The 26,193-nt window shown below is 72.9% G+C and carries 22 protein-coding genes and 1 pseudogene; 14 read left to right on the top strand and 9 right to left on the bottom strand.

What is annotated here, in order from left to right; all coding sequences use genetic code 11:
• Window positions 1-28: 28 nt before the first annotated feature.
• Entirely contained in the window at window positions 29-712 is a 684-nt protein-coding gene (locus ACWD5Q_RS14565) for a TNT domain-containing protein (protein WP_451427323.1), read from the top strand.
• Window positions 713-792: 80 nt separating this feature from the next.
• Window positions 793-1,212, top strand: a complete 420-nt coding sequence (locus ACWD5Q_RS14560) for a hypothetical protein (protein WP_451427322.1) — start codon at window positions 793-795, stop codon at window positions 1,210-1,212.
• Window positions 1,213-1,235: 23 nt separating this feature from the next.
• Here ACWD5Q_RS14560 and ACWD5Q_RS14555 read toward each other — a convergent pair whose 3' ends face one another.
• The 3 genes from ACWD5Q_RS14555 to ACWD5Q_RS14545 all read right to left on the bottom strand — a co-directional run bounded on the left by ACWD5Q_RS14555 (window position 1,236) and on the right by ACWD5Q_RS14545 (window position 3,732).
• On the bottom strand, window positions 1,236-2,054 hold the full coding sequence (locus tag ACWD5Q_RS14555; RefSeq protein WP_451427321.1) for a class I SAM-dependent methyltransferase: 819 nt from the start codon (window positions 2,052-2,054) through the stop codon (window positions 1,236-1,238).
• 187 nt (window positions 2,055-2,241) lie between these two features.
• Window positions 2,242-2,442, bottom strand: coding sequence for a ferredoxin (locus ACWD5Q_RS14550; RefSeq protein WP_451427320.1), 201 nt, complete (start codon window positions 2,440-2,442; stop codon window positions 2,242-2,244).
• 60 nt (window positions 2,443-2,502) lie between these two features.
• Entirely contained in the window at window positions 2,503-3,732 is a 1,230-nt protein-coding gene (locus ACWD5Q_RS14545) for a cytochrome P450 (protein WP_451427319.1), read from the bottom strand.
• A 565-nt stretch (window positions 3,733-4,297) separates the two neighbouring features.
• Between ACWD5Q_RS14545 and ACWD5Q_RS14540 the strand changes: the two genes are divergently transcribed.
• The 3 genes from ACWD5Q_RS14540 (at window position 4,298) to ACWD5Q_RS14530 (ending at window position 7,272) form a co-directional block, all read left to right on the top strand.
• Window positions 4,298-5,575: a protein kinase domain-containing protein gene (locus ACWD5Q_RS14540; protein ID WP_451427318.1), complete on the top strand. Its 1,278-nt coding sequence runs from the start codon at window positions 4,298-4,300 to the stop codon at window positions 5,573-5,575.
• A 121-nt stretch (window positions 5,576-5,696) separates the two neighbouring features.
• A complete protein-coding gene (locus ACWD5Q_RS14535; protein ID WP_451427317.1) occupies window positions 5,697-6,374 on the top strand; it encodes a DUF6445 family protein in 678 nt (225 codons plus the stop codon).
• A gap of 136 nt (window positions 6,375-6,510) precedes the next feature.
• Window positions 6,511-7,272 (top strand): DUF4142 domain-containing protein, encoded by a 762-nt coding sequence (locus ACWD5Q_RS14530; RefSeq protein WP_451427316.1) that lies wholly within the window; start codon window positions 6,511-6,513, stop codon window positions 7,270-7,272.
• A 7-nt stretch (window positions 7,273-7,279) separates the two neighbouring features.
• Here ACWD5Q_RS14530 and ACWD5Q_RS14525 read toward each other — a convergent pair whose 3' ends face one another.
• Window positions 7,280-8,389 (bottom strand): HoxN/HupN/NixA family nickel/cobalt transporter, encoded by a 1,110-nt coding sequence (locus ACWD5Q_RS14525; RefSeq protein WP_451427315.1) that lies wholly within the window; start codon window positions 8,387-8,389, stop codon window positions 7,280-7,282.
• Window positions 8,390-8,701: 312 nt separating this feature from the next.
• Between ACWD5Q_RS14525 and ACWD5Q_RS14520 the strand changes: the two genes are divergently transcribed.
• Entirely contained in the window at window positions 8,702-9,760 is a 1,059-nt protein-coding gene (locus ACWD5Q_RS14520) for a sporulation protein (protein WP_451427314.1), read from the top strand.
• A gap of 89 nt (window positions 9,761-9,849) precedes the next feature.
• The gene (locus tag ACWD5Q_RS14515) at window positions 9,850-11,694 is read left to right on the top strand and encodes an alkyl/aryl-sulfatase (protein WP_451427313.1); all 1,845 of its coding nucleotides are present in this window, start codon (window positions 9,850-9,852) and stop codon (window positions 11,692-11,694) included.
• Between the two features lie 75 nt (window positions 11,695-11,769).
• Here the strand turns inward: ACWD5Q_RS14515 and ACWD5Q_RS14510 are convergent, their stop codons facing one another.
• Window positions 11,770-13,113, bottom strand: a complete 1,344-nt coding sequence (locus ACWD5Q_RS14510; protein ID WP_451427312.1) for a helix-turn-helix domain-containing protein — start codon at window positions 13,111-13,113, stop codon at window positions 11,770-11,772.
• A gap of 151 nt (window positions 13,114-13,264) precedes the next feature.
• On the opposite strand from ACWD5Q_RS14510, the gene ACWD5Q_RS14505 reads away from it, so the two are divergent.
• Both ACWD5Q_RS14505 and ACWD5Q_RS14500 read left to right on the top strand, forming a co-directional pair.
• Complete coding sequence (locus ACWD5Q_RS14505) at window positions 13,265-13,471, top strand: hypothetical protein (RefSeq protein WP_451427368.1); 207 nt, start codon at window positions 13,265-13,267, stop codon at window positions 13,469-13,471.
• A gap of 37 nt (window positions 13,472-13,508) precedes the next feature.
• Window positions 13,509-14,750 (top strand): amidohydrolase, encoded by a 1,242-nt coding sequence (locus ACWD5Q_RS14500; RefSeq protein WP_451427311.1) that lies wholly within the window; start codon window positions 13,509-13,511, stop codon window positions 14,748-14,750.
• A gap of 78 nt (window positions 14,751-14,828) precedes the next feature.
• Here the strand turns inward: ACWD5Q_RS14500 and ACWD5Q_RS14495 are convergent, their stop codons facing one another.
• The 3 genes from ACWD5Q_RS14495 to ACWD5Q_RS14485 form a co-directional block, all read right to left on the bottom strand.
• Entirely contained in the window at window positions 14,829-16,457 is a 1,629-nt protein-coding gene (locus tag ACWD5Q_RS14495; RefSeq protein ID WP_451427310.1) for a hypothetical protein, read from the bottom strand.
• A 123-nt stretch (window positions 16,458-16,580) separates the two neighbouring features.
• On the bottom strand, window positions 16,581-17,684 hold the full coding sequence (locus tag ACWD5Q_RS14490; RefSeq protein ID WP_451427366.1) for a PP2C family protein-serine/threonine phosphatase: 1,104 nt from the start codon (window positions 17,682-17,684) through the stop codon (window positions 16,581-16,583).
• A gap of 219 nt (window positions 17,685-17,903) precedes the next feature.
• Window positions 17,904-18,539, bottom strand: coding sequence for an NAD(P)-dependent oxidoreductase (locus tag ACWD5Q_RS14485; RefSeq protein ID WP_451427309.1), 636 nt, complete (start codon window positions 18,537-18,539; stop codon window positions 17,904-17,906).
• Window positions 18,540-18,646: 107 nt separating this feature from the next.
• Here ACWD5Q_RS14485 and ACWD5Q_RS14480 point away from each other — a divergent pair, with 107 nt between their 5' ends.
• From ACWD5Q_RS14480 to ACWD5Q_RS14465, 4 genes are all read left to right on the top strand, one after another.
• The gene (locus ACWD5Q_RS14480) at window positions 18,647-19,117 is read left to right on the top strand and encodes a hypothetical protein (protein ID WP_451427308.1); all 471 of its coding nucleotides are present in this window, start codon (window positions 18,647-18,649) and stop codon (window positions 19,115-19,117) included.
• Window positions 19,118-19,673: 556 nt separating this feature from the next.
• On the top strand, window positions 19,674-20,573 hold the full coding sequence (locus tag ACWD5Q_RS14475; protein WP_451427307.1) for a hypothetical protein: 900 nt from the start codon (window positions 19,674-19,676) through the stop codon (window positions 20,571-20,573).
• Between the two features lie 149 nt (window positions 20,574-20,722).
• Complete coding sequence (locus tag ACWD5Q_RS14470; protein ID WP_451427306.1) at window positions 20,723-21,175, top strand: DUF7144 family membrane protein; 453 nt, start codon at window positions 20,723-20,725, stop codon at window positions 21,173-21,175.
• 195 nt (window positions 21,176-21,370) lie between these two features.
• Entirely contained in the window at window positions 21,371-23,305 is a 1,935-nt protein-coding gene (locus tag ACWD5Q_RS14465; protein ID WP_451427305.1) for an FUSC family protein, read from the top strand.
• Between the two features lie 105 nt (window positions 23,306-23,410).
• Here the strand turns inward: ACWD5Q_RS14465 and ACWD5Q_RS14460 are convergent, their stop codons facing one another.
• Entirely contained in the window at window positions 23,411-25,489 is a 2,079-nt protein-coding gene (locus ACWD5Q_RS14460) for a PhoX family protein (protein WP_451427304.1), read from the bottom strand.
• A 300-nt stretch (window positions 25,490-25,789) separates the two neighbouring features.
• Here ACWD5Q_RS14460 and ACWD5Q_RS14455 point away from each other — a divergent pair.
• A pseudogene (locus tag ACWD5Q_RS14455) lies at window positions 25,790-26,193 on the top strand (VWA domain-containing protein); the annotation flags it as partial.

Genomic DNA, 26,193 nt, shown 5'->3' with positions numbered 1-26,193 from the left:
CAGGCGCCAGGGACCGAAGGGACACCGGATGCGCCTACTGCCCGCTCTCGTGCGGAGCGCCCTCGCGTCGCTCCTCCTGCTGCTCGGCATCGCCCCGGCCGCGGCCCACGCCGCCGAACCCCGTGCCGTGCAGAGCGCTCGCTGCCCCACTCAGGACCGGGACCGCGGGAAGAACATCGCACCGCCGCCGCTCCAGCCGTACTACCTGGACGACTGGCGGCTGGGACCGGCCCAGCTCCCCACATCGGGTCCGCTCGGCGCCATGCTGAGGGGGTATCACCGCACGGACGCCACCTCCGCCTACTGGTTCCTCGGATGCTACTGGCAGACCAATCCGCAGACGGGGCTGTCCGGCTGGTGGTACCCGGACGACAACGGCTTCGTACTGAAGGACGGCAAGCCGGTGGAGCGTCCGCTGACCCTCCGCAAGGGACAGTTGGTCGACCTGTTCGGCAGCGGCCTCGGCCACTTCCTCGCACCCGCGGGCACGCCGTACGCCCGGCGCGCGATCCCCCCGGGCAACCTCGACACCTTCGATCCGAGCCACCCGTACGGCTACCACCTCTACCGGGTCCTCGAGCCGATCACCGTCGAAGCCGGCCCGATCAGGCCCTGGTTCGGCCAGCCCGGCCTGGGGCTGCAGTATGTGACGACTCCGTCGATCCCGGACCTCGTCGCCTCGCAGCAACTGGAGGAACTGCCGGTAATCTGACGTGACCTGACCCGGCCCCGGGTGGCCCCTGGACCTGCCCGGTCGGGGTCCACCCGGGAGGCATGGGACGGGACGCGCGAATGGACCGAGCAGAACTCGTCGGCAGACTCCGCGAGGCGGGCGTTCCCGAGGCCTTGTACGAGATCACCGGCATCCACGACGTCCCCGTCCAGCCGGACGCCTTCTACTTCCTGCGTCCGGAGGGGACCGGCTGGGCCGTCGGTCTGCGCGAGCGTTCCCGGGACACCGCGGTACGGCACTTCGCCACCGAAGCCGAGGCCTGCGCCCACCTCTACGGCGCTCTCACCCGGGTGCCGCCGCCCGCTTCCGGGGCCGCGGAGCCCCTGGAGCGGCTGCTGGCGGACCGCGAGGAGATTCAGCGCCGGGCATGGGAGGACTTCGACCGTGCGGCACCGCACGACCGCGCCCCCGCCCCTCGTGAGGACGAGGGCGGGGCGGGAGACGAGGGCGACGACGGGGACCAGGACAAGAGCCCCTGAGCGTGCGTGCGGTGACGCGGCGGTCAGCCCGCGTGGCGGTTGCGGGCGAAGAGGCCGAAGGTGGTGGCGGGGCCGAACCGTTCCCCGAGCGACTGCAGCGCACCCGACTGGGTCGACCAGTAGCGCTGGAGCTCCACCCGGTGGAAGGCGGGTCTCAGCAGCCCCTGCAGGGCCGCCTCGTCCACTCCCTGCCGTACGACGTGGTACTCCGCCATGTCGGCCTCGTTCGTCTCGTCGTAGTGACCGCGCAGCCGACGCGCCTGGGTGGCCAGGCCGCGCCGCAGGTTCCCCTGGCCGAGCCGCCACAGCAGATACGCACCGCGATCCAGACGCATCGAGACACCCGACCGGCGCGGGTACCACAGGGGGTCCTGAATGCTGAAGAAGGCACCGCCGGGAGCGATACGGCCGACGAGGTGTTCGACGGCACCCAGATAGTCGGGGATGTGGTGCAGTACGGAAATGCACACCACGGCGTCGAGCGGCTCCGAGCGGAGGATTTCCTTTCCTTCCGGATCGTGCGTGACGGTGACGCGCGGATTGTTGCGGAAGCGATGGCGGAGAACCGCCGCGCTGGGGGCGCTCATCTCCGTCACCTCGACCCTCGCCCCGGCCGCCGCCACATGGTCGGTGAAGGTCCCGTGCCCGGCACCGACCTCCAGGACCCGGCACTGGCCGTTGCGCTCGATGACCTCGCCGACCAGGGTGTGCAGGCCCGAGATCACCCGCTCGCGAATGCGGTGGTGGCGGATGTGCGGAGAGCCCTTGGCGTAATCGTGCCCCTCGCTGTGGGCACGTTCCTGAAGCTCCCCGATGGTGGGCCCGCTGAGGATTTCCGTCATGCGGGGACACTATTGCGGCGGTCGTCTGGGCGGGCCCGCCCCCGGGCGGCCGGACCACGCGATTCATACGTCCGGCCGCAGGCCACTCGGCGGAAGCGGCACGGGGGACAGCCGGGTGCGCGGACGGCCGGACGCCGCACCGTTCCGCGCCCCGGCATCCGGGCCTCCCGCGCCCCGGCACGCGCGCTCAGTCCGTCCCGGTCAGCGTGATCGCGGCGGTCGGACACATGCTCGCCGCCTCCCGTGCGGCCGGGTGCGCTCCGGCCGGGGGTTCCGCGTCGAGGAGGAGGACGATCCCGTCCTCCTCGCGCTGGTCGAACACGTCCGGCGCCAGCAGCACGCACTGACCGGCACCGCAGCACTTCGCTTCGTCAACCGTGATCTTCACGTCCGTGCCTCCTCGGCAGCGCGGCGGTGGGGAGAGGGGAAGCGGAGGTCCGCCGCCCGGTCACCACCGCACCGGAAGCTCGTGCAGCCTGCCGACGACGAGTCCCTCCACCCGGCGCAGCTCACCGGGCTCGACGGCCAGCTCCAGGCCGGGCAGACGGCGCAGCAGCACGTCGAGCACGGTCTGCAGTTCGGTGCGGGCCAGCGGCTGGCCCAGACAGGAGTGCGCTCCGGCGCCGAACGCGATGTGCGGGTTGGGGCTGCGGCCCAGGTCCAGTTCGTCGGCGCCCTCGAACGCGCTCTCGTCGCGGTTGGCCGCGGCCATGCTGCAGATCACGGTGGTGCCGGAGGGCAGCACACCGCCCCCGACCGCGACCTCCTCGGAGAGGTAGCGCGGCACGCCGAAGCCGCCGTTGGGGTCGAAGCGGAGCACCTCCTCCACGGTGGTACGCACCAGCGACCGGTCGGCGAGCAGCCGCTCCCAGTGCCGGCGGTCGGCCAGCAGCAGGGCCACCATCTTCGTGATCGTCCCGGCCGTGGTCTCGTGCCCGGCGACCAGCAGTGCCTGGGCGGTGGCGACCAGCGCCGCGCCGGACATCGGCCGCCCCTCGGCGTCGGTCGCGTCGATGAGCCGGCTCAGCAGATCGTCGCCGGGCCGTACGCGCTTGCCCTCGACCAACTCGCCGAGGTAGGCGGTGAACTCGGCCTGGGCGGCGTCGATCTCGGCCTCGTCGAACCGGGTCAGGCTGAGGCTGGCGTCGGACCAGTACGCGAACGCCTCGCGGTCGCTCTCCGGGACGCCGAGCATGTCGCAGATCACCCACACCGGCAGCGGGAAGGCCACATGGGTGACGAGGTCGGCCGGGTGGCCGTGCTCCAGCATCTCGTCGACGAGCTGCTCCGTCCGTGCCTCGATCCCGGGCCGCAGCGCGGACATACGCTTGGCCGTGAACCATTTACCGACCATCCGGCGCCACCGCTCGTGCCCCTCGGCGGCGAGGGTCTTCGACACCGGGCTGTTGAACAGTCCCCCCGACTCGGTGTCGGTGATCCGGGCCGCTCCGGGCGCGCTCAGTTCGCGGGTGAAGCGCGGGTCGGCGAGCACACTCCTGACGTCCTCGTACCGGGTGAGCAGCGACGCCTCGTCCCCGCTGGGCAGCGTCACCCGCGCCACCGGGCACGTCTGCCGTAGCTCGGCCCACTCCGACGGCACCTGAAGCGCCGCCGGGGCGGCGAAGGGGTAGGGCAGCGGCTGCGGCCGCTCCGTCCGCTGTGTGCGTCCCTCACTCACGATGGCCTCCTGCTCTTGGGGGGAGCTCCTGCTGTCAGGCCATTCCTTCCCGCAATGCAAGTCAATCGACTGACTTACGAACGTGTCCGATCCCGAACCGTCCTCCCGCCGGTCAGGGGCCCGGGAGCCCCGCGCCGATCGGCCCGTTCCCGTCGGCTTCCGGACGCGAGACGCAGGAAGCCGGACATCGGATACGGGACATCGGATACGGGACATCGGATACGAGATACCAGATATGGGATATCGGATATGGGATGCTAGATACCGGATGTTCCGTACCCTCCGGCGGCGGCGCGGACCTGCCGCGGAGCCGCCGCGGGCAGGAAGCGGAGGGGAGGGCGGCCGGGGACACGATGCCAGGAGTGTCGGACAGGCGGGGATTGTGCGGCCGGATCGTCACCCCTCGGTCACCACATGGGGGAGACCGTGATCGCATCGGGGTGTCGTGCCGTTAGGCTGTGATCCGCTCCGGCGTCCCGCCATCACCCGTTCCGGCGGTGTCATGGCCGGCGGCGGTCGAGCGGTCTCACGGCATTCGTCTCACGGCATGAGGATGTAACAACAGGTGCTGATCGCGGGCCGGTACGAGCTGAACACCACCATCGGACGTGGCGCGATGGGAGAGGTCTGGCGGGCGTACGACCAGATGCTCGGGCGGCCGGTCGCCGTCAAGGTCCTGCTGGCCCAGAACGCCGACCCCACCGCCGACTCCCGTTTCCGGCTGGAGGCCCAGACCGCGGGGCGGCTGCACCACCCCCACGTGGTCGGCGTCCTCGACTTCGGCGAGCACGACGGCCGGCTGTTCCTGGTGATGGAACTCGTGGACGGCGACAGCCTCTCCCGGGTGCTCGCCCACGACGGTCCGCTGCCCGCGGACCGCGTCGCGCGCATCGCCGCGCAGGCCGCGGCGGGACTCGCCGTGGCGCACGAACAGGGCATCGTGCACCGGGACATCAAGCCCGGGAACCTGCTGCTCGACGCGAACGGCACGGTCAAGATCGGCGACTTCGGCATCGCCCGCTTCATGGACGACCCCTCGGCCGCGCTCACCGCGACCGGACAGATCGTCGGCACCAGCCTGTACATCGCGCCGGAACGCGCCCTCGGCAAACCCGCGGGTGCGCCCAGCGACGTCTATTCGCTGGGCTGCGTGCTCTACCAACTCCTCACCGGCAACCCGCCGTTCCGGGCCGACAGCCCGATCGCCATCCTTCACCACCACCTCGACACCGCGCCCGTGCCGCCCCGCGAGCTGGGTGTCTCGTTGCCGCCCGCTTTCGAGAACTACCTGCTGAGCCTGCTCGCCAAGCGGCCCGAGGACCGGCCGACCGCACGGCAGGCCGCCGACTGGTTCGGCAGCGGCGCCTGGCAGGGCCGCCCCGAACCGCTCCCGGCCGTCACCCCGCAGCCCCGGCACGCGCCCGTGGCCGCCATGGAACCGCCGGCGCTCCCCCGCACGGACCAGGGCCCGGCGACGACGTACAAACTCCCCTCCGCGACCCCGGCTCCGGGCCAGCGGGCGGCCCACCGCCAGCGCCCGCAGCCGGGAGGCCACCGGGACCGCCCGACCACGGCCGGGTACCGGGACCGCCCGGCCGCGGGGGGACGCCGCGACCGCCCGTCGACGACGGGGCGCCGTGACCGCCAGGCGGCCGGCGGCCGGCGCGCACAGCCCTCGCTGCGTACGTTCGTCACGCGGCGACCGCGCGCCGTGGGCCTGATCGCCGCGGCGGCGCTGTTCCTCACGGCGATGTTCGTGAGCATGGCGGTGTTCTCGCCGGACAGCAGTTCCGCGGAGACCCCTCGGCACACTCCGTCGAGCCCGGCGTCGCCGACGCCCTGACCGCGCTGCACCACGTCATCGGCCATCGCTCAACGCCCTTGTTTTTCACAGGGGTTGAGTTGACGGAAGATTGACCGTCCGAAAAGAAACGACGGCGAGCACGGACTGTAGGTTCACCCGCATGCCACCGCAGCCCCCACGCCTGCCCGTGCTCCCGTACCGCAAGCCCACCCGCGGCCGCGACTACTGGATCCTCGACGATGTACTGCCGAACGTGGACGAGGTACGGGCCCGGTGTCTCGCCAAGGGCGAGGACGACTGGACCAAGGGGTACCCGTACACGCAGGAGAGCTGGCCGGGGCTGCGGACGATGCCCGGGCTCGCACCGGACGAACTCGCGCACGTCGAACGGCTCGTGCGCAAGGAGACCGGTGCGCGGAGGCTGTGGCTGGAGACCGCGCCCGGCGGCGGCACCCTCCAGCACAACTGCATCCAGGTCGTCGGCGAGGACGAGGGCGAGCCGCGTCCGCACACCGACTCGCGGGCGTTGTGCCGGTATGCCGCGGTGCTCTATCTCAGCCCTGACATCCCCAAGGACCGCGGCACGAGTTTCTACCGCCAGAACCTGCCGGGCGGGGTGCTCGGCGGCAACATGGTGCAGGCGCCGCACACCAACCTGGTCGAGGCGCTGGGCACGCGCTATGTCTCGCCGGACGCGTTCACCGAGGACGTACGCGTGCCGCAGCGCTACAACCGGCTGCTCCTCTACAAGGCCAACATCATGCACAGCGCCACGGGTTACTGGGGAAGCGACCTGGCGGGCAAGCGCATGACGGCCGTCTTCTTCTGGATGGCCTGAGAGCTACGAAAGGCGGCGCGGGCCCCGTCCGGGTGTGACAGCCTCCACGGAGCGGGCCCGTGGATTTTGCCCGCGGAAAAGGTTCCGGACCCCGCCGCGCGCGTATCCCTGGGCGGACGGACAACCAGGAGGTGCCATGCGGATGTCTCGGAACGCGGCGGGAACCCTCTTCGTGGGGGGCGCCCTGACACTGACGCTCACGGCGCTCGTCTATCCCTCGATGCTGGGAGTGCAGACCGTCTCGAGCGCTCCGTCGCGTGTCATCGCCACCACCGCGTCGGGGCCGCTGACCGAGGCGGACCGCGATTTCGTCGTCAAGGTGCGGGCCGCCGGTCTGTGGGAGTTCCCCTCGGGTGAACTGGCCCTGAAGAAGGGCACCACACCGGCCGTGCGCACCGCCGGTGCGCATCTGGTCAACGGACACGCCAACCTCGACGACGCCTGCCGGAGGGTCGCCGCGCAGCTGGGCATCACGCTGCCGAACCAGCCGAGCCCGCAGCAGCAGGGGTTCGTGGCGACGTTGACGTCGGACCAGGGCAAGCGGTTCGACCAGGATTTCGCGAACATCCTGCGCGTGACGCACGGCCAGATCTTCCCGGTCATCGCCACCATCCGTGCCACCACGAAGAACACGCTGGTCCGCCAGTTGGCCGACCAGGCGAACGACACGGTCCTCGATCACATCACGGTGATGGAGCGGACGGGCCTGGTGAACTTCGACTCCGTCCTGTTCCAGGAGACGACCCCGCCGAAGCTCCCGAAGAGCAGCATGACCCCGCCGGCCCCCGCGCCCGGCGAGCCCACGGTGGTCCTCTCCCCGCCCGCGGGCTTCACCCCGCCGCCGTCGGCCACACCGCCGCCGCCGGCCACGCCGTCCCCGGTCCCCACGACGGGCTGATCCGGCCCTACTCGGCGCCCTGTTCCGCCGGCGGCGTCAGATGGGCCGTCCACTTCTCCTCGATACGGCCGATCTTCCACACCACCAGCGCGACCGCCCAGGTGGCGAAGAACAGGCCCACGATCACGAAGCCGACGGTGTTGAGGTCGACGCCGGCGATCCAGTCCCAGAAGGCCCCGTGCAGCCCGAGGCGCTCGGCGAGCAGGCCGAGCAGCTCGACCGTGCCGATGAGCAGGGCGACGGCGACCGACAGACCCGTGATGGTGAGGTTGTAGTAGACCTTCCTGACCGGCTTGGAGAACGCCCACTCGTAGGCGAAGTTCATGAACGACCCGTCGATCGTGTCGAGCAGCGACATCCCCGCCGCGAACAGGACGGGCAGGCAGAGGATCGCGTACCAGGGCAGCCCCGAGGCCGCACCCGAACCGGCCAGGACGAGGAGCGCGATCTCCGTCGCGGTGTCGAAACCCAGCCCGAAGAGCAGGCCCAGCGGATACATCTGCCACGGCTTGCTGATCGACTTCATCACGCGGCCGAGGAGGCGGTTCATGAAGCCGCGGTTGTCGAGCTGCTGCTCCAGGGCCGCCTCGTCGAACCGGCCCGACCGCATCTGCCGGAAGACCTTCCAGATGCCCGCCAGGATGACGAGGTTGATGGCGGCGATGATGTAGAGGAAGGTACCGGAGACCGTCGTTCCGACGATTCCCGTGACGTTGTGCAGCTCGGAGCCGTCGTCGCGGACCGGACCGGCGAGCGTTTTCACACCGAGCGAGAGCAGCAGGGCCAGCACGAAGACGACACTGGAGTGGCCGAGCGAGAACCAGAAGCCGACCGACAGCGGACGCTGCCCCTCGCCCATCAGCTTGCGGGTGGTGTTGTCGATCGCCGCGATGTGGTCGGCGTCGAAGGCGTGCCGCATCCCCAGTGTGTACGCGGTCACGCCGATACCGATGCCGAAGGAGTCGGCGCCGACCTTGTAGTGCTCGGGCGCGACGATCCCGACGAGCGTGAACCATCCGATGACGTGCAGCGTCAGGACGAAGGCGGCCATCCCGCCGAGCCGGCCCCACTCCTGCCGTGTGATGGGCATCCGCATCCGGGAGGAGGACGGGGGCATGGAGTGGGGCCTTTCTTCGCGGGTGCTGCAATCCCCTGCTTCTCCGGGTACTGCGATCCCACCTTGCTGCTTATTCCTGCTACTTGCAAGAAAGTCGCAGTAAAGGCTCGGCTCTCCGGACCGAGCCGCACACGCCCCTCGTGACCCGCAACTCATCCTCCGTACGGGTGACTTACGGACTTCACCGGGGAACTTGGGAACTTCTTTACCTCCGTGGCCGGTTCAACGGGCAGCGGGTCGGCGCACGGCACGAGCGGGCGCCGACCGGTGGGAACGGACGACGAAGGCGATCAGTGAAGGAGCGACACCGGCATGGTGTTCAAACGGCTGCTCGGGGCGATCGGTGTGGGAGGCCCCTCGGTGGACACGGTCCTGGACGGCGGCGCGGCGCTGCCCGGCGGGGCACTGTCCGGGCAGGTGCACCTGCGCGGCGGCGGTTCGGCCGTGGAGATCGAGCACATCGGGCTCGAGCTGGTCGCACGCGTGGAGCGGGAGCACGAGGAGGGCGAGAGCGAGGGTGCGGTCCCCTTCGCACGGTTCACGGTGGGCGGCGGCTTCCGCCTCGGCGAGGAGGAGCAGCGCGGCGTCCCGTTCAGCGTGCCCCTGCCCTGGGAGACACCGGTCACCGAGTTGTACGGGCAGCGGCTGGGCATCGTCCTCGGCGTGCGCACGGAGCTGGCGGTGGCCGGCGCAAGGGACAAGGGCGACCTGGACCCGCTGGCGGTGGGCCCGCTGCCGGTCCAGGAGGCGGTCCTGGAGGCTTTCGGACAGCTCGGCTTCGGCTTCCGCTCGGCCGATCTGGAGTACGGCCGCATCGGCGGCACCGGCCAGCAGCTTCCCTTCTACCAGGAGATCGAGCTGACCCCCGCCCCGCGGTACGCGCACGCGGTGAACGAGATCGAGCTGACCTTCCTCGCCTCCCCCGAGGGCGTGGAGATCGTCCTTGAGGCCGACAAGCGCGGCGGTCTCTTCTCCTCGGGCCACGACGCCCTCACCCGCTTCACGGCCGGCCATCACGAGGCCCGCACCCGCGACTGGAACGCGGAAGTCGACGCCTGGATCGGACAACTGATCGACCACCGGGCCGCGTACGGACCGGGGGCGGTGTACGGGGCCCCTGTCCCCCCTCCGTACGCCGGCGACCAGGGCGGACACGGCGGGCCCTACGGCGGCCACTACGGCGACCCTCACGCAAGCCGCTACGACGACCATCACGGCGGTCACCGTTCCGGACCCGGCATCGGCACGGCGGTCGCCGCGGGTGCGGCGGGGCTGGCCGTCGGTGTCGTCGGCGGGCTGGTCGCGGCCGAAGCGGTCGACGAGATCGGGGACTTCTTCGAAGGGGAGGAGGACGAGGGCGAGGACGAGTGACCCACCCGCTCCACGACGGGGGACGCGCGGTCGCCTCGAACGGTCCCCCACCGCTGGCCCCCGGCATCCGGCGCGCCGAAGCTGGCCCCATGGACGCCGCGCCCCGTGACGGTCTGCCGCCCTTCGAGGACCGGACCGACTTCGAGAACGCCGATCGCGGCTTCATCGCCGCCCTGGTACCGGGGGTGGTGACGGACGGGGACGGGCGGGTGGTGTGGGACGGGGACGCGTACGGGTTCCTCGACGGGGACTGTCCCGACAGTGCGCATCCCGGCCTGTGGCGGCAGTCGCAGCTGTGCGCGCGTCAGGGGCTGTACGAGGTGACCGAGGGCGTCTACCAGGTGCGCGGGCTCGACCTGGCCAACATGACCCTCGTCGAGGGCAGGGACGGCGTGGTCGTCGTCGATCCGCTGATCTCCGCCGAGTGCGCGGCGGCCGCCCTCGCCCTGTACCGGCACCATCGCGGGCGGCGGCCCGTCACCGCGCTCGTCTACACCCACTGCCACGTCGACCACTTCGGGGGCGCCCGGGGGGTGCTGCCGCGCGAGGAGGAGGCGGGGGTGCCGGTGCTCGCGCCCGCCGGGTTCCTGGAGCACGCGGTCAGCGAGAACGTGTTCGCGGGGCCCGCGATGGCCCGCCGCGCCGCCTTCATGCACGGCACCCGGCTGCCGAAGGGTCCCGCCGGGCACATCGGCACGGGTCTCGGCACCGCGCTGTCCACCGGCACGGTCACCCTCGTCCCGCCGACCCTCGACATCACGCACACCGGGCAGCGGGAGACCGTCGACGGCGTGCCGATCGTGTTCCAGCTGACCCCGGACACCGAGGCGCCCGCCGAGATGAACTTCCTCTTCCCCGAGCGGCGCGCGCTGTGCCTGGCCGAGAACGTCACGCACACCCTGCACAACATCCTGACCCCGCGCGGCGCCCCCGTCCGCGACGCCCGCGCATGGTCCCACCACCTCGACGAGGCCATCGACTTCTTCGGTGACGCCTACGACGTGGCCTTCGCCTCGCACCACTGGCCGACCTGGGGGCACGAGAACGTGGTCCGGCTGCTGGCCGAGCAGCGGGACCTGTACGCGTATCTGCACGACCAGACGCTGCGGCTGCTCAACAGCGGTCTGACGGCCGCGGAGATCGCGGAGGAGCTGCGGCTGCCGCCCGCGCTGGAGGGCGCCTGGCACGCGCGCGGCTACTACGGGTCCCTGAACCACAACGTCAAAGCCGTCTGCCAGCGGTATCTGGGCTGGTACGACGGCAACCCCGCGCACCTGTGGGAGCATCCGCCGGCCGCCCTCGCCCGGCGGTACGTCCAGGTGGCGGGCGGCCCGGAGGCGATGCGCGCGGCAGCCCGCCGCTACGCCGGCTCCGGTGACCTGCGCTTCGCCGCGACCCTCCTCAACCACCTCGTCTTCGCCGACCCGGACGACGAGGAGACGAAGGAGCTGCTGGCGGGCGTGTACGAGCGCCTCGGGCACGGGTCCGAGAACGGGCCCTGGCGCAACATCTATCTGTCCGGCGCTCTGGAACTGCGCGAGGGAACGGGCAGCGCGGGCATCGCCGCCGACACGGCCGGGATGACGTCGGCGCTCACCGTGAGCATGCTGCTCGACGCCATCGCGGTCCGCGTCGACGGGCCCCGCGCGGCGCGGGAGCCGCGGCTGATCATCGACCTGGTCGTGAGCGACGAGCAGCGCCGGCACCGCCTCAACCTGGAGCACGGCGCCCTCACCCACCGCAGCCTGCCGCTGCACCGCACACCGAAGCCGCACGCGGGACTGACCCTCACCCTGACCCGCCCCGAACTGCTGGGCCTGCTCACGGGCAGCGGCCTCGCGGGCATCGAGACGGAGGGGGACCGGGGGCTGCTGAAGCGGCTGTTCTCGTATGTGACGCGCCCGGAAGAGGAGTTCGCGATCGTGACACCGTGAGGCGGGACCGGAGCGGGCGCGGGACGGCCCCCGCCGGGAGGGTTCACAGCGGCGCCGTGACACCGTGGGGCGGGGTCAGAGCGGGGGCTGTGCCGGGGCCGGGCCGAGGGTCGTGGTGCCCGGGGCCGTGCGGTGGCCGAGGCCCGTGCGGTAGGCGTCCAGGGCCGCCTCCACCCGGCCGGTGCGCCGCAGCAGATCGCCCAGCAGACGGCACAGGTCCGCCAGGTCGCCCGCCGCGCCCGCCCGCTCCAGCAGGCTGAGCGCCCGCACATAGTGCTCCTCCGCGGCCTCCGTGTCGCGGGCGTCCTCCGCGATGATGCCGAGGAGGCGGTGCGCGGCGGCCGAGTGCACGGCGCCCCGCTCGGGGCCGATGTCGCCGAGGACGCCGTTCAGCAGCTCCGCGGCCTCCCCGGACCTCCCGCGCCGGTGCAGCACATCCGCCAGCTCCACCGCGACCTGGCTGCTGTAGAGGGCTGCCCGCTGCTCGGCGAGCATGGCCAGCGCCTCGCGCAACTCGCCCTCCGCACGCTTCAGTTCGCCGTTCTGGGCGTACAGATAGCCGCGCATCCAGTGGCAGTTGGCCAGCTCGGTGCGGATCCGCAACTGCCGGTACAGCTCGGCCGCCTTGGCGAGGTTGACGTCCGCCTCGGCGACGCGTCCCTCCGCGAGGAGCGTGCGGGCCACCGACCGGTGCATACGGGCCACCAGCGCGGGGTCCTTGACCTGCGGCGCGAGCGCCAGCGCGAACTCGGCCGCCTGGGCCGCCCGCACCTGCGCGCCCATGTCCATGTACGGGCCGATGGCGCTCGCGTAGAGCAGCAGCAGGGCGTCCGGGTCGTGCAGTCCGGAGCGGTTCAGCTCGTCGAGGGTGGACTCCAGCAGATAGCAGGCGTACCGGAGTTCACCGGCGAGATAGTGGGAGACGGCACGCCCGCGCAGCGCCGGGACCCGGCTCGGCAGCGGTGCGTCGGCCAGGCACGTCTCGGCCCGCTCGAAGTACCGCCGGCCCGTGGTGAGGTCGCCCAGCTCCAGTGCGCACTCGCCGAGCCCGAGCAGCGCGGCCGCCTGCTCGGTGTCCAGTCCGTGCGTCTCGGCCTCGGCCAGCAGCGCGCCGTACTGCTCGGCGGCGGCCTCGGCCTCCCCGTCGGCCAGGGTGCGCTGGGCGTCGGTCAGCCTGAGCCGCAGGGCGGTGGCGAGATGGGCCGGACGGCCGGTCACCAGTTCCTCGTACGCGACGCCGAGCCGCTCGGCGATGTGCCGCAGCGCCTCGTCGGAGGGGCGGACCCGGCCGGCCTCCAACGTGGAGATGTACGCGGGCGTGTAGGCGGGCTCGGCCAGCTGCCGCTGGGTCAGTCCCTGTTCGTGCCGGAGCCGCTGCACCCTGCGACCGATGGTCTCCGGGTCGTCCCGCTTCACCATGTGATCAATCATGCCAGCAGGCGCGGTTGAGGCGTCCGCTTTCTGAATTCCCGTCAACGGGCACCTACTTCCGTCTCGCGGCTGCACCCCCTAGGTTAGGAGCCACGTTAAACGTGCTTAATCCGTCGTTGTCATTGCGAGGTCGGCTGTCGTGCCCGGACACCTTCTCGTGCTCCCCGGACGCCCTTCCGTGCTCCACGGACGCACACGCGCGCGTTACCTCAGGGGATTCGGCGCGGCCGTCGTCGCCGTGGCCGCCCTGGTCACCGCGGCCAACGCGGGCCCGGCACGGGCCGCCCAGCCGAAGCCGCCCCAACAGGTCCGGCACATCCCCCCGCAGGACGCACGCACCCGGTAGCCGGGCTGCCCGGCGCGCCGCCGCTTACGCTGGCCCCGTGACCTCTCCCGCCGCACGTACCGCGCTGGACCTCACCGCCGACCTCCCCGTGCCGGACCTGGAGGACTGGTACCGGGATCTGCACCGCCATCCCGAGCTGTCCCTGCGCGAGCACCGGACCGCGGGAAGGCTCGCGCAGCGGCTGCGCACGGCCGGGTACGAGACCGCCGAGGGCGTCGGCGGCACCGGGGTCGTCGGGGTGCTGCGCAATGGCGACGGGCCCATCGTGCTGCTGCGCGCCGACATGGACGCGCTGCCGGTCGCCGAGGAGACGGGCCTTCCGTATGCCTCCGAGGTACCGGGCGTGATGCACGCCTGCGGACACGATCTGCACGTCACCTGGCTGGCGGGCGCGGCGGGGGCGCTGGCCGCCGGGCGCGACGCGTGGTCGGGCACGCTGCTGGTGGTGGGCCAGCCCGCCGAGGAGTCCGGCGAGGGCGCCCGGGCGATGGTCGCGGACGGGCTGTACGAGCGCTTCCCGCGCCCCGGTGTGCTGCTCGCCCAGCACGCGGCCCCGGGCCCGGCCGGGCTCTACGCGCACCGCCCGGGTCTGATCCTGTCCGCCTCGACGGACGTGGACATCGTCGTGCACGGCCGGGGCGGCCACGGCTCGCGCCCGGAGTCGACCGTGGACCCCGTGGTGACGGCCGCGTATCTCGTCACCCGGCTGCAGACCGTCGTCAGCCGGGAGATCGCGGCACGTGACTCCGCGGTGCTGACGGTGGGCCGGATCGAGGCGGGCACCCGGCACAACATCATTCCGTCCGAGGCGCGCATCGCCCTGAACCTGCGCACGCAGTCGGCCGAGGTGCGCGATCGCATGATCGCCGCGATCCGGCGCATCGCGGCGGGCGAGTGCCTGGCCGCGGGCTGCCCGCGCGAGCCGGAGGTGACCGTCGGCGCCGACTTCCCGGTCACGGTCAACGACTCCGCCGCCGACGGCCGGGTGGCCGCCGCGCACGGGGAGGTGTTCGGCGCGGCCACGGTCTTCGACCCGGGACCGGCGATGGGCAGCGAGGACTTCCCGCACCTGGCGGCGGACGGGATCCCGTACGCGTACTGGTTCGTGACGAGCACTCCGGCCGAGGTGTGGGAGGCGGCACCGGGCGCGGACCTCATGGAGAGGTTCGCGGCGGTCCCGAGCAACCACAGCCCTCTCTTCGCCCCCGACCTGTCCACCCTCGTCCCCGGTGTCCGCACGCTGGTGTCGGCGGCCCTGGCGCACGTGTCGGTCGCCTGACGCGGTCGTCGCCCGCACGGGGCGGGACGTACGCCGTCCTCCCGGGCCGGCGCGCCGCGCGGGCCCGCCCCGTCCCCGTCACGGCTGGGTCTGAAGCCCGGCCCTCAGACGGCGAAGGTGCTCCTGGACGTGGTGCAGGGCGCCTTCGCGGCGTCCCGGCACCCGTTCCCGCAACTCGGCGAGATCCCGGCCCAGTTCGCGGGCCCGGGCCGTGTCGCGCATACGGCCCCACTGGTGGTGGGCGCGGTCGACGGCCGCCTCCACCGCCGGGTCCTCGGGCGCCTGACCGGCCGAAAGGCGGGCGGCGGCGACCGCCAGCCAGGTCTCACAGCTGCGGCCGGGGTCGCCCGCGAGCATCGCGAGGTCGGCGCGGACCTCCATCCAGTGCAGCACCTTCTCGGAGCCGGCCCCGTGCTCCCGCAGCGCGGCCTGCTCCCACAGCGCGGCGAGCGCCGCCGCCTCCGCGTGCCTGCCGTCCTGTACGGCGGCCGTGAGCGCGGTGTGGGGGTCCGGGCCCGGGGCCGCCGGGACGGGAGCCGGGAGCGGCACCACGGCATCGGGCGCACCGGCACCGGCGGTCTGCGGCGGGACGGTGGCCCGGGGCGCACCGGCGGCCTGCGGCGGCACTCCGGCATCGGGCGCACCGGCACCCACGGCCTGCGGCAGGACGGCGGACGGCGGCGCACCGGCACCGGCGGCCTGCGGCGAGACAGTGGCCTGGGGCGGAACGGCGGCCTGCGGCAGCACTCCGGCATCGGGCGCACCGGCACCCACGGCCTGCGGCAGGACGGCGGACGGCGGCGCACCGGCACCGGCGGCCCGCGGCGGGACAGCGGCCTGGGGCGCATCGGCGGGCGGCGGCGGGACGGTGGCCTGGGGCGGAACGGCGGGCGGGGAGGTCCGGGGGGCGGGCGAGGGCTCGGCGTGCCGTGCGGCCTCGACGGTCCGAGGGGTGTCGGCGGTCTGTCCCGGGGACGGGTACCGCTCGGGGTGCGCGGGGTGCGTCGGCTGCCCGGCGGGCGGGGCGTATGCCGCGGGCGGGGTGTGCCACGGCCGGTGCGGGGCCGGGGAGTTCACGACCGGGGCCAGGACGAGGTCCCCCTCCGCGCCCGTCTCCGCGAGCGCCCGGGTGAGGGCCTGGTGGTGGAGGGTCGCCGGGTCCGGACGGTGGCCGCTGCGCAGGAGCGTCGCCATGGCCTTCATGTACGCCGGCGTGGCCAGCGCACGGCGCGGGGGCGGCGGCGCGACCCGGCCGTAGAGAAGAACCGCCGGGCCGCAGTCCAGCGGCCGGGTCCGCAGGTGCCGCCAGGTCTCCGCGTCGGCGTGCAGATCCGCGAACACCGTCGTCGTACCGGGCGGCCGCAGCCGCAGCTCCTCGCGGAACCAGTGCCAGGGGAACCCCGTGTAGCGCACGGTCGCCGGGGTGGTGCGGGCGAGCGCCAGGTGGGGCAGGTGCTCGCGGCGGTCGAGCTGGAGCTGCCCGACGAGGAACACCGTCAGCGGACCGGGCACGGCCGCGGCGGCCCGTAGCCGGGTGAGGACCGCCTGCGGCTCCAGCGGGTCCGCGAGTTCGACCACGTTCGCCGTGTCCGTGCCGGACAGCACCGGCGGGGCGACGGCCGCGAGCACCGGGAGCACGGAGGCCGCGTCCACCAGGCATCCCTTGCCCGCCGGTGAGGCCGCGAGCAGCAGCACGGTTCCGGGCATCGTTCCCTCCCCGATCGTTCACGTACGTCAGCACGGTAACCGCTGCGCCTGCAAAGCTGCGACGGAGGAACAACAAACGCCCGCCTATGGCCCGGGTTGTGCGGCACGGGGGTGAGGCGGCGCTCACGCACCGCCGGGCGCGCCCGGTCGTCGTAGCGCGAAGATCGTCGTGTCGTCGTCGAGGCGGCCCGCGCAGTGGCGCAGCGTGCCGTCGCGGACCAGGCCCACCAGCCGGACGGGCTCGGCGGCACGCGGGTCCTCGGCCACCGCGCGCGCCACCTGGTCGCGCAGCGGGTAGAAACACCCGGTGGTGTCCCGGGCCTGGGACACCCCGTCCGTGACCAGCAGCAGCGTCTCGCCGGGGGTGAACGGTACGCGCAGCGGGCCGGCCGGCGGGCCGTCCAGGTCGCCGAAGCCCAGCGGCAGCCGCCCGCCGCACGGCAGGGACCGTATCCCGCCGGGCGTGACCACCAGCGCCGGCTCGTGCCCGAAGTTGAGGAACTCCACGTGCGAGGGGTCGGCCGGCGGGAAGCCGAACAGCACGGCGGTCGCGAAGCGGTCGCCCTCGTCCCGGCCGATCGCCGCGCCGTAGCGGACGTGCCGCAGCATCCGGGCCTCCAGCCGGTCGGCGACCGTGCCGAGGAGCGGCTCGTGGTAGGCCGCCTCGCGGAAGGTGCCGAGGAGCGCCGCCGCGGCCTCGACCGCGCCGAGGCCCTTGCCCTGGACGTCACCGAGCAGAACACGGGTGCCCCAGGGGCCGGGCTGGATGTCGTAGAAGTCGCCGCCGACGCGGGCGACGCTGTCGGCGGCGAGGTAGACCGCCGCGTGGTCGAGGCCGCCCCAGCCGGCCGGCAGCGGGCGCAGCACCGCGCGCCGGGTGGTCTCGGCGATGTCCTCCATGTGCAGCATGCGCCGCTCGCCGCGCAGCCGCACCGCGCAGGCCAGCACGGCCAGCAGCCCGCCCAGGACGACGAGGATGAGGTCGGGCAGTCCCGTCCGGAACTGATGCGGCCAGGCGTGGTCCTCCAGCTCGTAGGTGACGACGGCGAGGACCGCGGCGGCGACGGTGCCCCCCAGTCCGCAGATCGCGGCCGCGACGCCGGGCACCAGCACGACCCAGGAGATGGTGCGGAAGTCACCGGCGGTGGCCCAGTCGAGCGCGGCGATGGCGAGCAGCAGGACGAGGGGCGGCAGCCAGGCGACACTGCGTCCGCGCACGCGCAGCAGCTGCGCATGCCCGTGCACCAGGGCGCCGGCCCCGGAGGGCCGCGCAAACCGCGCACGGAGGAGTCCGGCGGGGGCGTGGGAGACAGCGGCGCCCGGAGCAAGGGCGGCGGGGAGCGGGCCGCTGGGGTGCTCCTGCGGGGGCGGCGGCCCGGCCCCGGAGGCCGGCGCACCGTCGTGGGGTGGTCGCCTGGTGGGCACCGGCACCGCCCTTCCGCGTGGTCAGTACGCGACCGACATACGGGCGCGCGGGTGCGCGCCCCGCTCCAGTTCGTCGACGAACGCGACCGCGTAGTCCTCGGCACTGATCCGGCTCATGCCGTCCGCGTCGGTGAGCAGCGTGTCACCGCCCACCCGGAAACGGCCCGTGCGCTCGCCGGGCGCGATCTCGGCGGCGGGCGAGACATACGTCCAGTCCAGGTCGTCGAGGGTGCGGAAGTACTCCAGGGCCGCGCGGTGGGCGAGCGCCTCGGGCCGGACCGCCTCGGGGAAGTCCGGCTGGTCGCAGAGTTCCTCTCCGGGGGCGACCTCCAGGCTGCCGGCGCCGCCGACCACGACGAACCGCCGCACCCCGGCGTCCCGTAGGCCCCGCACGAGGGCGCGGTTCAGGGCGAGGAACGGTTCCAGGGGCTCCGGACCGTCCCGCGGCGGGGCGCACGCGCTGGCCACCGCGTCCGCCCCGGCCACCAGGGACGCCACCTTCCCCGGGTCCGAGGCGTCCGCCGCGGCGGCGGTCACGCCCGGCACGGGCGACTGGCCGGAACGGCTCACGGCCGTGACCCGGTGCCCGCGCTGCGTCGCCTCCGTGGCGATCCGGCCGCCCACCATGCCCGTGGCGCCGAACAGCACGATCCTCATGAGCCCCAGCGAAACACGGCCCGGGGGCCCGCGCATCCCGACTTGCCCGGCGCGCGGGCCAGGTGTGCCCTGGAGTACGGGGGCCAGGAGAAGAGAGGAGTGCTCCCATGACTCACGCGACACCCGCGTCAGGGACCTCGCGCGTACCTGTCACCCCGTCTCGCGGGCCGGTCATGCGGTACCGCCCGCCGGACCTCTTCGACCACCGCGCGCACACGGTGGCGAGAGTGGCGGTGCCCGTCGTCCTCGGGCTCCTCTACGGCTACTGGGCCGCCGCCAACCGCCGTGCCGCCGGCCCCATCACCGGCTGGAACATCCTGTTCGGCTTCGTGTGCGCGATCGTGTTCGCGGCGGTGTGCGTGGGGATGCTGATGGTGGCGTCCCGGCTGCGGCGTGAACTGCACGCGGTGCTGTGGGCGGCGTTCGCCGGCATCGCGTTCGGCTTCCTGTACAGCCAGACCGGCGACAGCGTGCTGCGCTCGACGGGCGTCTCTCTCGCGGTCGCCGTGGCCTTCTTCGCGTTCAATTTCTACCGCTACTACACGCACGAGGACGCGGCGGGCCACAGAGTCTCCTGACGGCTGACGGCTGACGGCTGACGGCCGTCAGGCGGCAGGTGGCAGGCGACAGTTGACGGGCGACGGCCGACAGGCGACGGGCCACGGACCGCCTGGCTACGGCCCTCTCCCCGCCCGGTGAGCCGGGGGCCTCCGGCTCACCCGCTCCCGCCCGACGGGCTCCAGCCACCCGCCGGGCGGGAGCGAACACGCGGGTGGCCGCCCTCGCTTGGCGCACGAGACCCCGGTGAAGTGGCCCGCGCCGGGCGCCGGGGCCTCATGCGTCTCCCTCACTCACCCGTCACCCGGGACGGATTCCGCTCCCGGGCGCCGGTCGAGGAGCCCTGGAAACGGGAGAGGACCCGGCGGGCCGGCCCACGGACTTCTCCCCTGCCGGATGCCGGACCGTTCCTCTCCCCACCCACCAGATAACACCCGTTCGGGCGAACCCTCCACCGGAGCGGATGCGGCCCGGGCAGGGCGCCCCGCCCCCACCAGCCACCCATCGGTTTGTCATATCCACCCATTTGCAGGCATATCGCTCGCACAGCGTGCCCGGGCACGGTTCGCTGGTGACGTGCCTCGACGTGTCCGGAGCCTTCTCTCCGCCGTGCTGGTCGGCCTCGCGTGCCTGCTCGTGCCGCTCGGCGTCCTCGCCATGTGGGCGAAGTACGGCATCGAGGACAGCGCCCGCTATGCCGCCACCACCGCCCCGCTCGCCTCCGACGCCCAGGTGCGGGACGCCATCGCCAGCGCCGTCACCGACGGCATCATGCGCGAGGTGCACGTCGGAGCGCCCCTCCAGGGATCCGTGCACGCCTTCGTCCACGAGGCGGTCCGTTCGTTCACCGCCACCGAGGCCTTCCGCTCCGCCTGGGACACCGCGAACCTCAGCGCCCACGACGCCGTGATACGCGCCCTGCGCGAGGACGACGACAGCCCCGTCACCCTTGACCTGGCCCCCGCCACCGAGCGGATGAAACGGCAACTCGCCGACGAACACGTCCCGTTCGCGGGCCGCATCCCGGTCTCCCACACGGAGATCACCCTGCTGCAGTCGAAGGACCTGACGACGTTCCGGAAGGGGTTCCACGTGCTCGAAGTCGCCGGTTTCTGGCTTCCCGTCGCCTCGGCCTGCTTCGCCCTGACCGGCATCCTCGTCTCCGTCTCGCGCCGCCGGGCCGTGCTCGCGACCGGACTCGGCACGGCCCTGGGCGCCGCACTGCTCGCCGTGGCGATCGCGGTGGGCCGCCGGATGACACTGGCCGACCTCCCGCCGGACGTCTCGCACCCGGCGGCCGGCGCGGTCTACGACGCGCTCACCGAGACCCTCCGCCTGGTCTCCTGGGTGCTGATGGGCGTCGGCCTCGCGGTCGCGCTGGGCGCCTGGCTCACGGGTCTGTACGTGCGACGCCGGCGAGCGTCCGCAGCGCCCGCGTCAGTTCCGACCGAGGAGCCGCCGCGCGTGAGAGCCTGACGCGGTCCGCCGCCGGGCGTGCGGGGGCGTTCACGGCTGTCGCCCCGGATCAGCGCGACCACCCGTTCGGCCTACACCACCCTGCGCGACGCCGGCGTACGGGCGAACCTGCGGGTGAAGGTCCCGAGGTCCCGAGGAGGCGGCCCCCCATGGTCCAGCACCCCGCACGCACCACCCCGCACGCGAAGCACACGGCCTGGGCCACCGGCGGCCTGGCGTTCGCCGGTGTCCTGATGCTGGTCAGCGGCATCCTGGGCGTGCTGAACGGCATCGCCGGCATCGCCACGAACGACGTCTACGCCCGTGTCGGCAACTATGTGTACGGGTTCACCCTCACCACCTGGGGCTGGACCCACGTGGTCATCGGCGCCCTCTTCGCGGTCACGGGCTGGGGCGTGCTCCAGGGCCGGGAGTGGGCGCGCTGGATCGGTGTGGGCCTGGCGGCCCTGTACATGGTCGAGTACTTCATGTTCCTGCCGTACGCCCCGGTCTGGTCGGTCATCGCCATCGCCATCGGGGCCTTCGTGATCTGGTCCCTGGTCGCGGTGGAGCGCGCGGAACGCACGCCGCAGCCCCCCGGCGGCACCCGCGACACCTTGTGACGACGGCCGCGTGGACGCCCCTTCCCCCGGGGCTCCCTCACTGAGGGAGCCCCGGCATGAGGAGGGATTCCGGCATCCAGCCCATCGAGGACCACGCCGCTTTCCGCACCCTCCGCCGGCACACCTGAGGGGCTGCCCGGTCGGCCCCTGGGCCCATCCGAACAAATGCCCGTGGTGAACGACCATAATGAGGGCATGTCTCGCGAGTTCCCCATCGGCCTCACGCCTCCCGACTGGCTGGTCAGGAACCTCCAACCGCAGCGGGCACCGGTCAACCGGCCCGCCGTCGCCCGCGCCGCGATCGCGGTAGCCCTCCCCCTGGCGCTGGGACTCGCGACGGGCCGGCCCGCCTATGGAGCGCTCGCGTCCATCGGCTCCCTGTCCGCCATCCTCGCGGACACCGCGGACGCCTACCGCATGCGTATCCTCAACATCGCGGTCCCCCAGCTCTTCGGCGCCGTCGGTATCACCGTGGGCACGCTGGTGTTCGGCCAGGGCTGGCTCGCGGTCACCGCCCTGACCGTGGTCGCGCTGATCTCCGGAATGATCTCCACGATCGGCGCGGTCGCCTCCGCCTCCGGGCTGGTGCTGCTCCTCGACACCGTGATCGGCGCGGGGCTCCCGCTGCCGGGCCACTGGTGGCTCCCGCCCCTGCTCATAAACGGCGGCGGGCTGCTCGTCCTCGCCCTCGGCCTGCTCTCCTGGCCGCTGCGCTCACGCGTACCGGAGCGGACCTCGGTCGCCGCCGCCTACCGCTCGGTGGCCGAACTGCTCGCCGCGTGCGGGACGGACACGTACGACACCGCCCGCTTCGACGTCACCCGGGCCCTCAACCAGGCGTACGACCTCATCCTCGCCCGGCGCACCCGCGAGCACGGTCGCAGCCCCGACCTGGTGCGTCTGCTCGCCCAGTTGAACGCGCTCACCCCGATCGTGGAGGCCGCCCCGGCCGCCCACCGGTACGGCAAGCCGCTGCCGGACGAGGCGCGCGACGCCGTACGCCGCCTCGCCGACGCCGTAGACACCGATCAGCGGGGACCCTTCCCCCTCGAACTGCCCGATCCGGTCGGGGAGACGGGACGCGCGATCGACCAGGCGCTGCGCCACGCGGCCGAGGTCGTCACGGCCCGAAACGTCGACCCGCGCAGCATCGTCGACCGCCTCGGCCGACCCGCCTCCCTCCGCGTCCGCGCCTACCGCGCGGCCCGCAACCTCCTCCTCTCCGGCGCCTCCTGGCGCTACGGTCTGCGCCTCGCCCTGTGCATCGGCCTCGCCCAGACCCTGGTGTCCCTGGTTGCGGTCCCGCGCTCGTACTGGGTCGCCCTCACCGTCACCCTCGTCCTGAAACCCGACTTCGGTTCGGTCTTCTCCCGGGCAATGCTGCGCGCGGTGGGCACCGTGGCGGGCCTGGTGGTGGCCGCCGTGGTGCTGGCCGCGTTCCCGCCCGGCTGGTGGACCGTGGCGGCCCTCGCTGTCCTCGCCCCGCTCATCCCGGCGCTCAGTCCACGCGGGTTCGGCCACCAGACCGCCGCGATGACGCCGGTGATCCTGGTGCAGTCGGACTTCCTGAACCACCTGGGCACCGCGCTGCTGGTGCCCCGGCTGGTCGACTCGCTCATCGGCAGTGCGATCGCACTCCTCGCCGGCTATCTGCTGTGGCCGGAGAGCTGGCACACCCGGGTCGGCGCCCGACTCGCGAACGCGGTCGCCGACACCGCGCAGTACGTGGAGAACGCGTTCGGCGAGACCGCCGACCCGGCGGCACGCGCCCGCATGCGGCGCCGCCTGTACCGCGACCTGTCCGCCATCCGTACGGAGTTCCAGCGGGCACTGACCGAGCCGCCGCCGACCGGGCGCCGGGCCGCCGCCTGGTGGCCGCTGGTCGTCGCCGTGGAACGGATCGTGGACGCGACGACGGCGGCACGGGTGCGGGTGAGACACGGTGCGCCACCGCCGTCCCCGGCCGAGATCGCGCAGGTCGCCCTGCAACTGCGGGAGTTGTCGGAGAGCCTGCGGGAGACGGAGGTCCTGGTCGCGGTCCGCACGGACCTCACCGGCCCGGCGGACAGCATCCTGGAACCGCTGCGGCAGGAGGTGGCGGCGGCCCGGGCGATCGCGTCGCCGCACTGATCCCCCTGCCCGAACCGGCTCCCCCTGCCGGACGGTTCCCCTTGTCCGACGGCTCCCCGGGTGCCCGTCGGCCTCCCGGGGAGCCTGTCGGACTCCCGCGGTCGGTCAGACTCCGATGTCACTGCCGTCCGCCCGCCACACCGCGACCACGGCGGGGCGGACGATCTTGCCGGAGCCGTCGGGCCAAGTGCTGGCCGGCGTCTCGACGGTCGCGCCGTCGATCTCTCCCGGGTGCTGCACGGCCACGAGCACACGCCGGTCCTGGACGATCGGACCACAGGTCTCCGCGCCGGTGGGCACGGTCAGGAACTGCTTCAGCTCACCCCGCCGGTCGCCGCGCGTGGCGACGCCGAACAGGCCGTCGTGGGAGCCGAGCTGGTTGCCGTCGGTGGCGATCCACAGGTTGCCGTGCGGGTCGAAGGCGACGTTGTCCGGGCAGGAGATGGGGCTGACCCGGTCCTTGGGGTACCCGGCGAAGTAGGTGGCGGGATCGGCCGGGTCACCGGCGACGAGGAAGAGCGACCAGGCGAACGTGGTGCTCTCGGGCCGGCTGTGGCGCTCGGTGAGTTCCAGGATGTGCCCGTGCTTGTTGGCGTTGCGCGGGTTGGCCTCGTCCGCCGGCGCGTTGCCGGCCTTGCCGCGGTTGGTGTTGTTGGTGAGGACGACGTACACCTTGCCGGTGTGCGGGGAGGGCTCGATGTCCTCGGGCCGGTCCATCTTGGTGGCACCCACCTTGTCGCCCGCCAGCCGGGTGAAGACGAAGACCTCTTCGGCGGTCATGCCCTCGACGTGCGAGACGGCCCCGTGCGCGGTCGCGGTGGCCAGCGGGATCCAGACCCCGGAACCGTCGAACTCGCCGTCACCGGGCAGCTTGCCGCTGCCGTCGATGTCGGAGGCCGGGGAGTCGCCGGTGAGCTTGGCGACGTACAGCGTCCCCTCGTCGAGGAGCGAGAGGTTGTGCTCGCGCACGGCCCGGGAGTTCCCGTGCCGCATGGGCTTGCTGCCGACGAACTTGTAGAAGTAGTCGAACCGCTCGTCGTCCCCGGAGTAGACGACCGGCCGCCCGTCCTCGCTGAGCCTGACCGTCGCGGCCTCGTGCTTGAAGCGGCCGAGCGCGGTGCGCTTGCGGGGCGTGGAGGACGGATCGTACGGGTCGAACTCGACGACGTAGCCGAAGCGGTGGACCTCGTTGGGCTCCTGGGCGACGTCGAAGCGGCGGTCGAACCGCTCCCACTTGCGCTCGGTGGCGCCGGTGCCGATGCCGTACCGCTTGTCGGTGGCGCGGCCGGCGTTGGCGAAGTACTGGTTGAAGTTCTCCTCGCCGTGCAGCGTGGTGCCCCACGGGGTGGTGCCGCCGGAGCAGTTGTTGAGGGTGCCGAGGACCGTGCGGCCGGTCGGGTCGGCGGAGGTCTTCAGCAGGTCCGAACCGGCGGCGGGCCCGGTGAGGCGGAACTCGGTGGTGGCGGTGACACGCCGGTTGAGGGGGTGGCGGGGCACGGCGGTCAGACGCCCCGTCTTGTGGTCCTCCTCGACGACGACGGCGCCCAGACCGTGCGCGGCCCAGGCCACCTCGACCTGCTGCCGGGTGGGGTTCTGGGGGTCGTACCCCCGGAACATGATCACCTCGTCGGTGTACTCGTGGTTGGCGACGAGGAGCTGCCGGTGGTGCTCGCCGGGGACCGGCAGGAGCGCGAGGAAGTCGTTGTTGTACCCGAACTGCCCGGCCTGTGCGGCGGCGGTCTGGTTCTCGGGGTCGAAGGCGGGCGCGCCGCGCAGGATGGGGTCGCCCCAGCGGATGACGACGTTCTGGCGGTAGCCGTCGGGGACGGTGACGATGTCGTCGGTGTTGGGGGCGACCGGCGTGAAGCGAAGGCCGCGGGCGGCCTGGGTGCGGGAGGGGGGCGCGGTGGGGGTCGCGGTGGGGGTGGCAGCCTGGGCCTGCGGGGCCGCGGCCGAGACGGCGGCCGTACCGGCGGCGGTCGCCACGGTCACGACGGCGGCGGCGCGGAGGGCGGAACGGCGGCTGAGGGCACCGGCGATGACATCGCCGACGTACTCGTTGGAGCTGGTGTTGGGAACCTCGTGGAAACAGGCGTCGCCGCACCGGTAGCGGCAGGTCAGGGCGGACCGGCCGCCGGGATGTGAGCCGGACGGCGTTCCGATCAGCGGCAGCAGTTTGCGCACTTTACTCTCCCCATACGATCCCTTGGTGTAGGCGTGACGCTAGGGGGAGGGATGTGCGGGAGCGGGGCAGGCAGATGAACGGTCGGCGAACCAGAGGAATCTGTACGGCGTTTGGTGTACGGGGAGGGGTACGCGGACGGGGCGGGGTCCACGGAGGCCGGTTACGGCGAGATAGCGGTATTGACAACGGCGCTTCCGATGGCTGGACCCTGCCCAAGATCGGCGCCTTCGGCGGCTAACCTTACGTGTCCGTCCTGGCCAGGGATTTTCGGGCATCAACTCACGCGAAGGGTTGCGCACATGGGCATTCTCACTCTCCTACGGAACGCGTTCGGCCGCTCACGCAAGGGTCGTACCGCCGAGGGGGAGCCCTCGCGGGAGACGGCGACGGCCACGGAATCGGCACCGGCCGCCACGGTCACGGTCACGGCCGAGCCTCCGGCGTCGGCGGAGGTCCCGGCCCAGCCGACGGGCCGAGACGACGCACACGAGCTGGTGTTGGCGGCGTTCGACAACGTGACGGTGCCGAAGCAGGCGACTCCGACGGAGGAACGACACCCGACGACCACGGAACCGAAATCGGAACCGGTGGCGGAGGAGACGACGGAGCCGACGGCGGAAGAGAAGCCCGAAGAGCAGGCTGCCGCCGAGACGACCACCGAGACCACGGAACCGGAAGCCACCGCAGAGCCGGAACCGGCCAC

The sequence above is a fragment of the Streptomyces sp. NPDC002513 genome, from assembly GCF_053595355.1.
Note: the sequence above shows the minus strand (reverse complement) of the source record. Positions and strands in the feature narration are given on the sequence as shown.